We start from the raw sequence: 11,899 nt of genomic DNA, 5'->3' as shown, positions 1-11,899 counted from the left end.
ACGCTTTCTGTCAGACACTGCATGAGTGCCTGGACTGACGCCTTCGCAAGCAGGGCTCCCTCCCACTGGACCGTGTTCCACAAAGGGTTGTTTGTCAGTCGCAGGAGCAGCGGCTGGATCACGCATGATGGAGCTCTGGTTTGTCCTACCCCCTGTCCCCCGAAATGGCGGCGTTCGTTGCCAACACCCTGAGTTTCTCTGTCGATTCGCTGGAGATCGACGCCCAGCGCCAATCCTACTCGCGCATGTGCGAAGCCTTTACCCCGGCGCGGCCTGCCGGGCTCGGCGCCAAGGATTTCACCCTCGCCGATGTGCCGGTGCGGCTCTACCGTCCGCATAACCTTTCCGTCGAAGAACCGGCACCGTGCGTGCTGTACCTGCATGGCGGCGGCTGGGTGGTGGGCGATCTGCATTCCCATGATTTCATCACGGCGGCCATGGCCAGCGACCTCAATGCGATGGTCATCGCCGTCGACTACCGGCTGGCACCGGAACACCCGTTCCCGGCCGGTTTCAACGATTGCCTGGCCGTGTGGCGGGCCTTGCAGGCGCAGGCCCTGCGCCTGGATATCGACCCGCGCCGGGTGGTGATCGCCGGTGACAGTGCCGGTGGCAATCTGGCTGCGGCAGTGTGTTTGGCCTTGCGCGATGGCCGCGAGCGCCAGCCGTTGGGTCAGGTGCTGCTGTATCCCGGCCTCGGCGGCGCCGACGATTTGCCATCGCGCAGCGAATGCGCCGACGCACCGTTGCTGAGCACCGCCGACCTCGGCTTTTATCGGCAGTTGTACCTGCCCGAAGGCGAGCGTTCTCCTTACGCCATGCCCCTCAACGCCAAGGATTTTCGCCATCTGGCCCCGGCGTTCATCGCGGTGGCCGAGTTCGATCCGCTGCGTGACGACGGGGTGTGTTACGAACGGGCCTTGCGCGAAGCCGGTGTACCGACCGAGTTCGATCCGGGCCTGGGGCTGGTCCATGGCTGCCTGCGCGGCAAAGGCCAGGTCCCGGAAGTGGATGCGCTGTATCAGCGGATGCTGAACGCGATTCAGGCATTTTTGCGAGTTCCTCTATAGGCGCCGGCACTCCTGCACCCCCCTGTAGGAGCTGGCTTGTCCTGCGACCGGCTGCGCAGCAGTCGTAAATCCGCTAAATGCGGTGTGACAGGCAAAACGCGAGCACCGGTTTTACGACTGCTTCGCAGCCGGTCGCAGGACAAGCCAGCTCCTACAGGCCTATCGCGTTCATCTGCTCCGTTCCCGCCGCAACTGCTCTGCATCAATGGGTGAGACAACTCGCCACGCGACAAACAACCACGCGGAGCATGTGCCGAAATGGGACTACTCTTTCAACGTCGGTTGACCTGCATCAACGCCATTCACGGCCTTGCCTGACCAGGCGACTTGACACAACGCCCGCGTCGCGAACCTGAGCGCGAAACCAAAAAGAACAATTGCACCCAGTCGTACTCAATACTCCGTGGAGGGGCAGACGCTGAAGGCCCCGGGTCTGAAGCCGCCGGTATCACCTGATAGAGGAAGACCTATGTTCGGTTTAGAGGCACTTGATCTCGCCCGAATCCAGTTTGCGTTCACCGTTTCATTCCACATCCTGTTCCCGGCCATCACCATCGGCCTGGCGAGCTTTCTTGCCGTGCTCGAAGGCCTGTGGCTGAAAACCCACGACAACACCTACCGTGACCTGTACCACTTCTGGTCGAAGATCTTTGCCGTGAACTTCGGCATGGGGGTGGTTTCCGGGTTGGTCATGGCCTACGAGTTCGGCACCAACTGGAGCCGTTTCTCCGACTTTGCCGGTGCGATCACCGGGCCTTTGCTGACGTACGAGGTGCTGACGGCATTCTTCCTCGAAGCAGGCTTCCTCGGCGTCATGCTGTTTGGCTGGAACCGTGTGGGCCGTGGCCTGCACTACTTCGCCACGGTCATGGTTGCGGTCGGCACCCTGATCTCGACGTTCTGGATTCTGGCCTCCAACAGCTGGATGCAGACGCCGCAAGGCTACGAAATCGTCGACGGGCGAGTGATTCCGGTGGACTGGCTGGCGGTGATCTTCAACCCGTCGTTCCCCTACCGCTTGATGCACATGGCGATTGCCGCGTTCATCGCCACGGCCTTCTTCGTCGGCGCGTCGGCGGCCTGGCATTTGCTGCGCGGTCGCGACAATCCGGCGATCCGCCGCATGCTGTCGATGGCCATGTGGATGGCGCTGATCGTCGCCCCGATCCAGGCCGTGGTGGGTGATGCCCACGGGTTGAACACTCTGGAGCATCAGCCGGCGAAAATCGCCGCCATCGAAGGGCACTGGGAAAACGTCGGCAACGAACCGACCCCGTTGATCCTGTTCGGCTGGCCGGACATGAAGGAAGAGAAGACCAAGTTTGCGATCGAGGTGCCTTACCTGGGCAGCCTGATCCTGACCCACAGCCTGGAAAAGCAGATCCCGGCGCTGAAGTCGTTCCCGCCTGAGGACCGTCCCAACTCCTCCATCGTGTTCTGGTCGTTCCGCGTCATGGCCGGCCTGGGCATGCTGATGATCGCCGTCGGCCTGTGGAGTGCCTGGCTGCGCTGGCGCGGCGGGCTGTACAGCAACCGCGCGTTCCTCTATCTGGTGATGTGCATGGGGCCGTCGGGCTTGATCGCCTTGCTGGCCGGCTGGTTCACCACTGAAATCGGCCGTCAGCCGTGGGTGGTCTACGGCCTGCTGCGCACTGCCGATGCGTCGTCCAACCACAGTGTCAGTCAGATGACCCTGACGCTGGTGCTGTTCGTGGTGGTGTACTTCTCGCTGTTCGGTGCCGGTTTCGGCTACATGATGCGCCTGGTGCGCAAAGGGCCGAAGACCCACGAAGGCGAGGACACGCCACATGGCGGCCCGGGGCAGAAACGCACACCGGCCCGTCCGCTCTCCGCTGCCGATGACGAGGCCAGCGAAGATAAAACCGAAACCAGCCTGCGTGGGGGTAACTGAGCATGGGCGTCGATCTTTCACTGATCTGGGCCGTGATCATTATCTTCGGCTTGATGATGTACGTGGTCATGGACGGTTTTGACCTCGGCATCGGCATTCTCTTTCCTTTCATCAAGGGCAAGACCGACCGCGATGTGATGATGAACACCGTGGCACCGGTCTGGGACGGCAACGAAACCTGGCTGGTGCTGGGGGGCGCCGCGCTGTTCGGGGCGTTCCCACTGGCTTACTCGGTGATTCTCGAAGCGTTGTACCTGCCGCTGATTTTCATGCTGATCGGCCTGATCTTCCGTGGCGTGGCTTTCGAGTTCCGCTTCAAGGCCACCGATGCCAAGCGGCACCTGTGGGACAAGGCGTTCATCGGCGGCTCGATCGTGGCGACGTTCTTTCAGGGCGTGGCGCTGGGGGCTTTCATCGACGGCATCCCGGTGGTCAACCGGGCCTACGCCGGTGGCGGGCTGGACTGGCTGACACCGTTCTCGCTGTTCTGCGGTGTGGCCTTGATCGCCGCCTATGCGCTGCTCGGCTGCACCTGGCTGATCATGAAAACCGAAGGTGGCCTGCAGAAGGCGATGCACGATCTGGCGCGGCCACTGGCACTCGCTACCCTGGCGGTGATGGCCGGGGTCAGCCTGTGGACGCCGCTGGCCCATCATGAAATCGCCGACCGCTGGTTCAGCATCCCCAACCTGTTCTGGTTCATGCCAGTGCCGGGGCTGGTGCTGGTGACCCTGTACTTCTTCTTCAAGGCCATCGAGCGCAACGCCAACTACACGCCGTTCCTGCTGACGCTGGTGCTGGTGTTCCTCGGCTACAGCGGGCTGGGCATCAGCCTGTGGCCGAACATCATCCCGCCGTCGATCTCGATCTGGGATGCGGCGTCGCCACCGCAGAGCCAGGGCTTCATTCTGGTGGGCACGCTGTTCATCATTCCGTTCATTCTCGGGTACACCTTCTGGAGCTACTACGTGTTCCGCGGCAAAGTCACCCACGAAGACGGTTATCACTAGTCGGCATCGGCCCCGAGTTCATATCGGGGCCGGCTTTCAGGAGGCGAGGATTCGATGATGTCCGGTAAAGACTCTTATCACGATGAAGACAGTGCGCAGAAAAAGCCGCTGTGGCAGCGCATCGGCTGGCTGGTGATCATCTGGGCCGGCAGCGTGTTTGCCCTGTTTATCGTCGCGAGCCTGCTGCGCATGTTCATGACGGCGGCGGGGATGAAGACCCACTGAGTGATGATTTTCAGGTGTGGTTCCTAACCCTGTAGGAGTGAGCTTGCTCGCGATTGCAATCTATCTGTACCGAAATTTTTTGCTGGTACACCGCAATCGCGAGCAAGCTCACTCCTACAGTTATTCAGGGTGCGGTGCCGTCAGGCTGATCTACTTGCGGGCTTTGAGAATCACGAACTTCGGCGTTGCCGCCACCTGCTCGACGCCACGGAACAGGCGCGCCAGTTTGGTGTGATAACCCAGGTGGCGGTTGCCGACGATGTACAGCGCGCCGCCGGTCACCAGTGCCGCACGGGCCTGCTGGAACATGCGCCAGGCCAGGAAGTCGCCAACCACCTGCTGCTGGTGGAAGGGCGGGTTGCACAGCACCACGTCCAGCGAATCCTCTTCCTGACCATCGAGGCCATCTGCCGCACGCAGAGTCACCGGGCGGTCACCCAGCGCCAGTTGCCAGTTTTCCCGAGCCGACTGCACCGCCATGTACGACTCGTCGACCAGGGTGTAGTGCGCGTCGGGGTTGTTCAGAGCGCTGGCAATGGCCAGTACACCGTTGCCGCAACCCAGATCGGCCACCCGCGCCGAGCCCAGATTCTTCGGCAGGTGCGGAAGAAATGCCCGGGTGCCGATGTCCAGCCCGTCGCGGCAGAATACGTTGGCGTGGTTGATCAACTCGATCTTCGGCTGGTCGAGGGTATAACGGGTCGGGAAAGGAGAGGGTTGGTAGTCTTTCGCTTCCGGTGTGCAGAACAGCAGCCGGGCTTTCTTGACCGCCAGCGACGCCTGCACCGGGCCGATGTAGTCTTCCATCAACTCGCCTGCCGAACGTGGCAGGTGCTTGATCATGCCTGCTGCCACCACCCGAGCGCCGGGCGCCAGTTGGTCCTGCAAACGAATCAGTTGCTCTTCCAGCAGTGCGAGGGTCTTGGGCACGCGGATCAGCACCCAGTCGAAGGGGCCTTGCAGCGGCTCGCTGGCGGGAATCACCGGTACGGCGTCGTAGGCCTGGCCGTTGCGTGTGAGGTTTTTCTGCAACGCCTGCACTGAAAGGAAAGAGTCAGTACTGCTGAACACTGCTGCGTGGGGCGCCAGGCTTGCCGCCAGCGCACCGAAGCTGTCGTTGAGCACCAGCACCCGGGTCTGCAGGGTCAGGCCGTGCTCGGCAACGTGGTTGAGCAGGTACTCGTCGGCGGCATCGAATGCCTGCAGGGTTTCGTCCGACTGCTCTGGCTGGCGAATCAGATCGAGCTGGGCGAAAGGCGTGGTGAGCAGGGGCATGAGCAGGCAACTTCCAATCGTAGACGGCGGGTATCGCACAAGTGGCCGAACGAACGGACACACGAAAGCGGCGATTTTACGTGTTTTTCCAGCAGATGCGTTTCGGAATTTTGCCGACGCCTGTCCTGCGTTCAATAACGTCAGAACACGCCTTGTCGCGCCGCCTGGACCACGGCGGAAATCTTGTTGGTCACACCGATCTTGCGGATGGCGCTGCCGATGTGGAAGTTCACGGTGCGCAGTTTCAGGTCGAGAATCATCGCCACTTCGGCGGCGGTCTTGCCCTCGGCGGACCATTTCAGCACTTCCACTTCCCGTACGGTCAGTCCTTTATAGGCGAGCGCATCCGCGCTCAGAGTGGGCAAACTGCCCAGGGTCGGAGTGTCCATTACCAGCCTCCATGGCTGTCGGGTTTTTACTGCGGTTTTGATTGAAGTCTAGGGAAAAATGCCTCGCTCAAACTGCACGAGCGCGGCGATGCTGACGAGCGGAAACAGGCGCAAAGCGCCTACTGTTTTGAAAGTCCGATGCTTATCAGACGCTTAGAAAAGGCCATAGACAGTGGCCTGTTTTGCCGCGACGGAGCCAATAGCAAAATGCTCTAAACGTGCTGAGAGGCCGAATCGGGCCTTGTTCCGGGATAACACTACAAATCCCCGGTGTTTATAACTGTCGGTTTGCGGGACACTGACGACCCCTCGATTCGTGCGACAGGAGCCAGGAGCGCCCCATGACCGCCAGTGCTGAAAAATTCACCCGCCAGACATTGCTGGAGGTTACGCCGCTGACCCCGAGCCTGTTCACCCTGCGTACCACCCGTGATGCGGGCTTTCGCTTCCGCGCCGGGCAGTTCGTCCGGCTGGGCGTGACCAAGGCCGATGGCAGCACGGTGTGGCGGGCGTACTCGGTGGTGTCGTCGCCTTACGACGAGTTTCTGGAGTTCTTCTCCATTGTCGTGCCAGGGGGGGAGTTCACCAGCGAGCTGAGCGGCCTGCGGGTCGGCGACACGCTGATGGTGGAAAAGCAGGCCACGGGGTATCTGACCCTGGACCGTTTCAACGATGGTCGCGATCTGTGGATGTTATCCACCGGCACGGGCGTGGCGCCGTTCCTGTCGATCCTGCAGGACTTTGAAGTCTGGGAAAAATTCGAGCGCATCATTCTGGTGTACAGCGTGCGCGAGGCCGCAGAACTGGCGTACCAGCAACTGATCGCTGAACTGACGCAGCGCGACTATCTGGCGGAATACGCGCACAAGTTCCAGTTCATCGCCACGGTCACCCGCGAGCAGCATCCGGGGGCACTGAGCGGGCGCATCACCACGTTGATCGAAAACGGCGAGCTGGAAAAAGCGGCCGGTGTCGAGCTGACGCCCGAGCATTCACGGGTGATGATCTGCGGCAACCCGCAGATGATCGAAGACACCCGGGCCCTGTTCAAGACCCGCGACATGCGCTTGGCCCTGACCCGCAAGCCGGGGCAGATAGCGGTGGAGAATTACTGGTAAAGCAGATACGCGGCGTCGTTGCGTTTGATTCTGGCCGAAGGTCGTGGGAGAGAGCCCTGCTCGCGAAAGCGTTGGGTCAGCCAAATCGATTTCGACTGACACGCAGCCTTCGCGAGCAGGGCTCCCTCCCACAGAGTCATCTGCCCGGATTGCTGGCAGAGGGATTCAAACCAGCCGATCAGGATTCACCGGCATCGGCGCGGCGGGTTTGTTGTTCTGCTCCTTGAGCAGGTCACGGATTTCGGTCAGCAGGGTTTCCTGCGGGGTCGGCACCGGTGGAACGGTTGGTGCCACGGCCTCTTCGCGTTTCAGCCTGTTGATCGCCTTGACGCCCATGAAGATGGCGAAGGCCACGATCAGGAAGTCGATGACGGTCTGAATGAACTTGCCATACGCCAGCACCACAGCCGGCGCCGTACCCTCTGCGGCTCTCAGGGTGACCGCCAGATCACTGAAGTCCACGCCGCCGATCAGCAGCCCCAGGGGCGGCATGATTACATCGCCGACGAACGACGAAACGATCTTGCCGAATGCCGCGCCAATGATGATACCGACGGCCATGTCGACCACATTTCCTTTGACGGCAAAGGCTTTGAACTCGCTTAGTACGCTCATGGTGTATTCCTTTGTTACAGATGAGGGTGTCCGATGCAGTGTAAGTCAGCTACACGCATCGCGCGCAATCCCTGAAATCGACCGGCCACGCGCCGGTTAGTTTTATCCGATCGGGCAAAAACGTTGCACAGGACGCCCGAGCGCACGGGCGTTTGAGCCTTGCGGTATGATTGCCGCTTTTTCCAGCGGGGGGATGTCATGGCCAAGGCCAAACGCATGTATGGCTGCACCGAGTGCGGCGCGACCTTTCCCAAGTGGGCCGGGCAGTGCGGCGAATGCGGCGCCTGGAACACCCTGACCGAAACCATGATCGAAAGCGGCGGCGCAGCGGCGCCCACCGGCCGTGGCGGCTGGGCCGGGCAGCAGGCGCAGATCAAGACGCTGGCCGAAGTCAGCATCGAAGAGATCCCGCGCTTTTCCACCCATTCCAACGAACTGGACCGCGTGCTCGGCGGTGGCCTGGTGGATGGCTCGGTGGTGCTGATCGGCGGCGATCCCGGCATCGGCAAATCGACGATTCTGCTGCAGACCTTGTGCGCCATCGCCAGCAGCATGTCGGCGCTGTACGTGACCGGCGAGGAATCGCAACAGCAGGTGGCCATGCGCGCCCGGCGTCTGGGCCTGCCCCAGGACAAGCTGCGGGTGATGACCGAAACCTGCATCGAAACCATCATTGCCACGGCGCGGGTCGAACAGCCCAAGGTCATGGTGATCGACTCGATCCAGACCATCTTCACCGAGAACCTGCAATCGGCACCGGGCGGCGTGTCGCAGGTCCGCGAGAGCGCGGCGCTGCTGGTGCGCTACGCCAAACAGAGCGGCACGGCGATCTTCCTGGTCGGCCACGTGACCAAGGAGGGCGCATTGGCCGGTCCGCGCGTACTCGAACACATGGTCGACACCGTGCTGTATTTCGAAGGCGAGTCCGACGGTCGTCTGCGCCTGCTGCGGGCGGTGAAAAACCGTTTCGGTGCGGTCAACGAACTGGGCGTGTTCGGCATGACCGACAAAGGCCTGAAAGAGGTCTCCAACCCGTCAGCGATCTTTCTGACCCGTGCGCAGGAAGAAGTCGCTGGCAGTGTGGTCATGGCGACGTGGGAAGGCACCCGGCCCATGCTGGTGGAAGTGCAGGCACTGGTCGACGATAGCCACTTGTCCAACCCGCGCCGGGTGACGCTGGGTCTGGACCAGAACCGCCTGGCGATGCTGCTGGCGGTGTTGCACCGCCATGGTGGCATTCCGACCCACGATCAGGACGTGTTCCTCAACGTGGTGGGTGGGGTCAAGGTGCTGGAAACCGCGTCCGACCTGGCGTTGATGGCGGCGGTCATGTCCAGCCTGCGCAACCGTGCGCTGCCGGGTGATCTGCTGGTGTTCGGGGAAGTGGGGCTGTCTGGCGAAGTGCGGCCGGTGCCGAGCGGTCAAGAGCGCCTGAAAGAAGCGGCCAAGCACGGCTTCAAACGCGCCATCGTGCCCAAAGGCAACGCACCGAAAGAGCCGCCGCCGGGCCTGACGGTGATCGCCGTGACCCGACTGGATCAGGCGCTGGATGCGTTGTTCGAGTGACCGCTGTCGAACACGAATGAATGACCTGTGGGAGCGAATTCATTCGCGATGCGGCGGTACATCCGGCAGAAATGCATCGGATGTACTGGCCTCTCGCGAATGAATTCGCTCCCACAGTGGTTTGAGTGCCGTCACTCACACCTCGATCAACGCCCCCAATTCCCGCTCCAGCTCCCTGGGATCGGCCAGGTTCAGCTCCATCACCCGGCGCAAATGGGTCACCGACTCCAGGCCGATGTGCTCGCAGACAAAGCCCAGATGATTGTGGTCATCGTGGGTCAGGCGCACTTCCATTCTGACTTCGATATCGACATTCAGATGAATGTCGACGGTGAAGGGCTGGTCAGGATCGCCCAGCCAGGGCTGCGGTTTTTCGATCAGCAGACCTTTGAGTGACAGGTCTATCAGATGAACGGGCCAGCTTTTCGGGCCCTGGGTCAGCTCGGTCTTGGCGTCGAAAGATATACGTTTGAAACGCCGACGCTCTTCATGGGAATCGGTCATGGGCAGCTTCTCCTTGGCTGCGTTGACTATAGGTCAATTCCCGCGCTAGACCATCGTTGGGGTGGCCTTTCGCTGTGCCGGCGCTAAACTCTGTGGGCTGTTTCAAACAAGTCCACTCTGCTGGAAACAAAAAAATGAAAAGCAATAATAGTCTGCTGCGCCACGTGCCCTGGCTGGTTGTGGCGATTCTCGGGGCCTTTTCCCTTGGCGTGGTTGCATTGCGTCGTGGTGAAGCCATCAACGCCCTCTGGATTGTCGTCGCCGCCGTCGCCATTTATCTGGTTGCCTACCGTTATTACAGCCTGTTCATTGCCAGTTCGGTCATGCAACTCGACCCGAACCGCGCCACCCCTGCGGTGCTGAACAACGACGGTCTGGATTACGTCCCCACCAACAAACACATTCTTTTCGGCCACCACTTCGCTGCCATCGCTGGCGCAGGCCCGCTGGTCGGCCCGGTATTGGCTGCGCAAATGGGCTATCTGCCCGGCACGCTATGGCTGATCGCCGGCGTGGTGCTGGCCGGTGCGGTGCAGGACTTCATGATCCTGTTCCTCTCCACCCGCCGAAACGGCCGTTCGCTGGGCGACATGGTTCGCGAAGAAATGGGCCGCATCCCCGGCACCATCGCGCTGTTCGGTTGCTTCCTGATCATGATCATCATCCTCGCGGTGCTGGCGCTGATCGTGGTCAAGGCCTTGGCCGAAAGCCCGTGGGGCATGTTCACCGTGATGGCGACGATCCCGATCGCGATGTTCATGGGCGTGTACATGCGCTTTATCCGCCCGGGTCGCATCGGTGAGATTTCCGTGATCGGTGTGGTCCTGTTGCTGCTGTCGATCTGGGTCGGCGGTCAGGTGGCGGCCAGCCCTGCATGGGCGCCGATGTTCACGTTCACCGGCGTGCAGATCACCTGGATGCTGGTCGGTTACGGTTTTGTCGCTGCCATGCTGCCGGTGTGGCTGGTGCTGGCACCGCGCGATTACCTGTCGACCTTCCTGAAGATCGGCACCATCGTCGCGCTGGCGATCGGCATCCTGATTCTTGCGCCCGAGCTGAAAATGCCGGCCCTGACCCAGTTCACCGATGGCTCCGGCCCGGTGTGGAAGGGCACCCTGTTCCCGTTCCTGTTCATCACCATCGCCTGTGGTGCGGTGTCCGGCTTCCATGCGCTGATTTCTTCGGGCACCACACCGAAGCTGCTGGATAACGAGGTCAACGCCCGTTACATCGGTTACGGCGGCATGCTGATGGAATCGTTCGTTGCCATCATGGCGATGGTCGCGGCTTCGGTCATCGAACCGGGTATCTATTTCGCCATGAACAGCCCGGCCGCCATCGTCGGCGGTGACGTCAACGCCGTGGCGCAAATGGTCAGCAGTTGGGGCTTCATGATCACGCCTGATCAGTTGACCGCCGTCGCCAAGGAAATTGGCGAGAACACCGTACTGGCCCGTGCCGGTGGCGCGCCGACCCTGGCGGTCGGTATTGCGCAGATCCTGCATCAGGCATTCCCTGGTCAGGACACCATGGCGTTCTGGTACCACTTCGCGATCTTGTTTGAAGCGCTGTTCATCCTGACTGCGGTTGACGCCGGTACCCGTGCCGGTCGTTTCATGCTGCAGGACCTGCTGGGCAGCTTTGTGCCATCTCTGAAACGCACTGAATCCTGGACCGCCAACGCCATCGGCACCGGTGGTTGCGTGGCGCTGTGGGGTTACCTGCTGTACCAAGGCGTGATCGACCCGTTGGGCGGCATCAACACCCTGTGGCCGCTGTTCGGCATCTCCAACCAGATGCTGGCCGGTATCGCGCTGATGCTGGCGACGGTCGTGCTGATCAAAATGAAACGCCAGCAGTACGCCTGGGTCACCATCCTGCCGGCGGCGTGGCTGCTGATCTGCACCGTGTCTGCCGGTTTCATCAAGCTGTTCGACCCGAGCCCGGCGGTTGGCTTCCTCGCGCTGGCGAAGAAATACAGCGCCGCAGCTGATGCCGGTCAGATCCTGGCCCCGGCCAAGACCGTCGATCAGATGCAGCACGTGATCTTCAACGCGTATACCAACGCGGCGTTGACCGCGCTGTTCCTGTTCGTGGTGCTGAGTATTCTGTTCTACGCGATCAAGGTCGGTCGCGCGGCCTGGACTAAGAAAGAACGCAGCGACAAGGAAGCGCCATTCCAGGCATTCCCGAAAACCAACTGAGTGTGCTGTGA

The 11,899-nt window shown here is 61.4% G+C and carries 11 protein-coding genes; 7 read left to right on the top strand and 4 right to left on the bottom strand.

The annotated features are described in order from the left end of the window. Positions 1-164: 164 nt before the first annotated feature. The 4 genes from ACIPL0_RS26195 (at position 165) to ACIPL0_RS26180 (ending at position 4,217) form a co-directional block, all read left to right on the top strand. Positions 165-1,070 (top strand): alpha/beta hydrolase, encoded by a 906-nt coding sequence (locus tag ACIPL0_RS26195; protein WP_400596540.1) that lies wholly within the window; start codon positions 165-167, stop codon positions 1,068-1,070. A 469-nt stretch (positions 1,071-1,539) separates the two neighbouring features. Continuing rightward, positions 1,540-2,982 carry a cytochrome ubiquinol oxidase subunit I gene (locus ACIPL0_RS26190; RefSeq protein ID WP_400596111.1) on the top strand — a complete coding sequence of 481 codons (1,443 nt, stop codon included), beginning with the start codon at positions 1,540-1,542 and terminating at the stop codon, positions 2,980-2,982. A 2-nt stretch (positions 2,983-2,984) separates the two neighbouring features. Further along, on the top strand, positions 2,985-3,992 hold the full coding sequence (gene cydB / locus ACIPL0_RS26185) for a cytochrome d ubiquinol oxidase subunit II (RefSeq protein ID WP_400596109.1): 1,008 nt from the start codon (positions 2,985-2,987) through the stop codon (positions 3,990-3,992). Positions 3,993-4,049: 57 nt separating this feature from the next. Further along, positions 4,050-4,217, top strand: coding sequence for a DUF2474 domain-containing protein (locus ACIPL0_RS26180; protein WP_400596107.1), 168 nt, complete (start codon positions 4,050-4,052; stop codon positions 4,215-4,217). A 150-nt stretch (positions 4,218-4,367) separates the two neighbouring features. Here the strand turns inward: ACIPL0_RS26180 and ACIPL0_RS26175 are convergent, their stop codons facing one another. Together ACIPL0_RS26175 and ACIPL0_RS26170 are read right to left on the bottom strand one after the other, a co-directional pair. Next, entirely contained in the window at positions 4,368-5,492 is a 1,125-nt protein-coding gene (locus ACIPL0_RS26175) for a methyltransferase (RefSeq protein WP_400596105.1), read from the bottom strand. A 140-nt stretch (positions 5,493-5,632) separates the two neighbouring features. Next, positions 5,633-5,881: a helix-turn-helix transcriptional regulator gene (locus ACIPL0_RS26170; protein WP_400596103.1), complete on the bottom strand. Its 249-nt coding sequence runs from the start codon at positions 5,879-5,881 to the stop codon at positions 5,633-5,635. Between the two features lie 341 nt (positions 5,882-6,222). On the opposite strand from ACIPL0_RS26170, the gene ACIPL0_RS26165 reads away from it, so the two are divergent. Further along, complete coding sequence (locus ACIPL0_RS26165; protein ID WP_400596101.1) at positions 6,223-6,999, top strand: ferredoxin--NADP reductase; 777 nt, start codon at positions 6,223-6,225, stop codon at positions 6,997-6,999. A 165-nt stretch (positions 7,000-7,164) separates the two neighbouring features. On the opposite strand, the gene mscL is transcribed toward ACIPL0_RS26165, so the two are convergent. Further along, entirely contained in the window at positions 7,165-7,614 is a 450-nt protein-coding gene (gene mscL / locus ACIPL0_RS26160) for a large-conductance mechanosensitive channel protein MscL (RefSeq protein WP_400596099.1), read from the bottom strand. 198 nt (positions 7,615-7,812) lie between these two features. Between mscL and radA the strand changes: the two genes are divergently transcribed. Then, on the top strand, positions 7,813-9,180 hold the full coding sequence (gene radA, locus ACIPL0_RS26155) for a DNA repair protein RadA (RefSeq protein ID WP_400596097.1): 1,368 nt from the start codon (positions 7,813-7,815) through the stop codon (positions 9,178-9,180). Between the two features lie 135 nt (positions 9,181-9,315). On the opposite strand, the gene ACIPL0_RS26150 is transcribed toward radA, so the two are convergent. Further along, on the bottom strand, positions 9,316-9,684 hold the full coding sequence (locus ACIPL0_RS26150) for a PilZ domain-containing protein (RefSeq protein ID WP_400596095.1): 369 nt from the start codon (positions 9,682-9,684) through the stop codon (positions 9,316-9,318). A 134-nt stretch (positions 9,685-9,818) separates the two neighbouring features. Between ACIPL0_RS26150 and ACIPL0_RS26145 the strand changes: the two genes are divergently transcribed. Then, positions 9,819-11,888, top strand: a complete 2,070-nt coding sequence (locus tag ACIPL0_RS26145; RefSeq protein ID WP_400596093.1) for a carbon starvation CstA family protein — start codon at positions 9,819-9,821, stop codon at positions 11,886-11,888. The last annotated feature ends 11 nt before the right edge of the window (positions 11,889-11,899 follow it).

It is taken from the genome of Pseudomonas sp. NPDC090208 (assembly GCF_044746785.1).
GTDB lineage: Bacteria > Pseudomonadota > Gammaproteobacteria > Pseudomonadales > Pseudomonadaceae > Aquipseudomonas.
Note: the sequence above shows the minus strand (reverse complement) of the source record. Positions and strands in the feature narration are given on the sequence as shown.

Bases quoted from the DNA above. Each gene is read 5' to 3' on its own strand.
- ACIPL0_RS26150 (WP_400596095.1), bottom strand. From the start codon at position 9,684: ATGACCGATTCCCATGAAGAGCGTCGGCGTTTCAAACGTATATCTTTC.
- ACIPL0_RS26145 (WP_400596093.1), top strand. From the start codon at position 9,819: ATGAAAAGCAATAATAGTCTGCTGCGCCACGTGCCCTGGCTGGTTGTG.
- ACIPL0_RS26180 (WP_400596107.1), top strand. From the start codon at position 4,050: ATGTCCGGTAAAGACTCTTATCACGATGAAGACAGTGCGCAGAAAAAG.
- radA (WP_400596097.1), top strand. From the start codon at position 7,813: ATGGCCAAGGCCAAACGCATGTATGGCTGCACCGAGTGCGGCGCGACC.
- ACIPL0_RS26195 (WP_400596540.1), top strand. From the start codon at position 165: ATGGCGGCGTTCGTTGCCAACACCCTGAGTTTCTCTGTCGATTCGCTG.
- ACIPL0_RS26170 (WP_400596103.1), bottom strand. From the start codon at position 5,881: ATGGACACTCCGACCCTGGGCAGTTTGCCCACTCTGAGCGCGGATGCG.
- ACIPL0_RS26175 (WP_400596105.1), bottom strand. From the start codon at position 5,492: ATGCCCCTGCTCACCACGCCTTTCGCCCAGCTCGATCTGATTCGCCAG.
- ACIPL0_RS26165 (WP_400596101.1), top strand. From the start codon at position 6,223: ATGACCGCCAGTGCTGAAAAATTCACCCGCCAGACATTGCTGGAGGTT.
- ACIPL0_RS26190 (WP_400596111.1), top strand. From the start codon at position 1,540: ATGTTCGGTTTAGAGGCACTTGATCTCGCCCGAATCCAGTTTGCGTTC.
- mscL (WP_400596099.1), bottom strand. From the start codon at position 7,614: ATGAGCGTACTAAGCGAGTTCAAAGCCTTTGCCGTCAAAGGAAATGTG.
- cydB (WP_400596109.1), top strand. From the start codon at position 2,985: ATGGGCGTCGATCTTTCACTGATCTGGGCCGTGATCATTATCTTCGGC.